Origin of the sequence: Streptomyces sp. H27-C3 (assembly GCF_030063415.1) — a bacterium.
In the GTDB taxonomy this organism is placed as follows: Bacteria; Actinomycetota; Actinomycetes; order Streptomycetales; family Streptomycetaceae; genus Streptomyces.
Map to the genome: position 1 here is coordinate 1 of NZ_JASITA010000110.1, position 1,315 is coordinate 1,315.

At 65.7% G+C, this 1,315-nt stretch carries 1 protein-coding gene; it reads right to left on the reverse strand.

The features are described from left to right. A partial coding sequence (istA, locus tag QMK30_RS38270) for an IS21 family transposase (RefSeq protein ID WP_283522939.1) occupies positions 1–1,119 on the reverse strand: 1,119 nt, incomplete at its 3' end. Positions 1,120–1,315: the final 196 nt, after the last annotated feature.

Consider the following 1,315-nt stretch of genomic DNA (forward strand, 5'->3'; position numbering starts at 1 on the left):
GTCAAAGACCTGCACGAAGGCTTGGGTGGAGCGGACATCGACCCGCTTGCCGATCAGTTTCCACGGCACCGAGTAGAGGGTGCGGCCGACCTTGATGTGGATGTCCGGGCCGACCGTCGCCGCGGACCAGCGGGCCAGCACGAACGGCGTCTTCGGCAACGGCTGCAGCGTCTCCTGCTCGACGGCCTCGAACACCGACAGTGGAGACGCGCCGCCCAGCGGCCGGCACTGCCGCAGCCCGGCGACCTCGCTCGACCAGCGGATCGCATCAGCCTGCATGTGCTCGAGGGAGACGAACTCCCGACCCCGCCACCACGAATCCCTTATATAGGGCATAGGGCGCTCAACGCGGGGCTTGTCTTTTGGCTTCAGGGCGCGAGCAGGATCCACCAACGCGCCGTAATGCGCGGCGAGTTCAGCATACGCCTTGTTGATTTTCGGGTCGTAGAGGTCGGGCTTGTCCACCCCGGTCTTCAAGTTGTCGGGCACGAGCCGCTGGGCGACACCGCCGAAGAACTTGAAGGCTTCGACGTGCGACTCGGTCCAGGAATGCTGGTCCAGGTGGATCACCGGGCGGACGAACATGTGCCGCGAGCAGGCCAGGATCATCACGAACGCCCAGATCCGGTGCCGCTTTCCCGACCGCGGGTTGATCCACTGGCCGAGGAAGCCGTAGTCGATCTGAGCCTCCAGGCCCGGCTCGACCTCGTCGCGCAGGACGGTCACCCGCGATCGCTGCGTGTCCTCGGGCAGCGTCGCGGATATCCACCGCCGCAGCGAGGACACCGACACCGTCAAGTCATGTTCGTCCCGCAGCCGTTGGTGGATCGTGGAGACGGTCACCGTCCCCAGCAGACTCTTGATGTAATCGCGGTGCTTGTCGATCTCGGGCCAGGTCACCTGCCGCAGCCGCCTGTCGGCGAGCTCGGGAAACCAGCCCTTGATCAGTTCCGCCCAGTCCGCCGGCGCCATCGCCGGGCCGCCCGGGGACATCCCGGCGGCCTCCGCCGGGGCCAAGTACTTCCTGATCGTCTTGCGGTCCACCCCCAGCGACGCGGCCAGCTCGCTCTTGGAGCGGCCCGCATACCAGTGGACGTAGATCTCGGTCACATCGACCACGTTGAACGTTCTCCTTGCCATCGTGCGCTTCCCCGATCTCGATCCACTGATCGAGGAAGCGTCCGTCATCTCGACGGCCAGGACCTACCTCCCACCGCGTCCGTCGTCCCCATGGGGAATTACGTGACCGCGGGGGTGGGGAATTACGTGACGCAGAACCCGCCCAACCTGGGGAATTTCATGATCGCTCACAGGG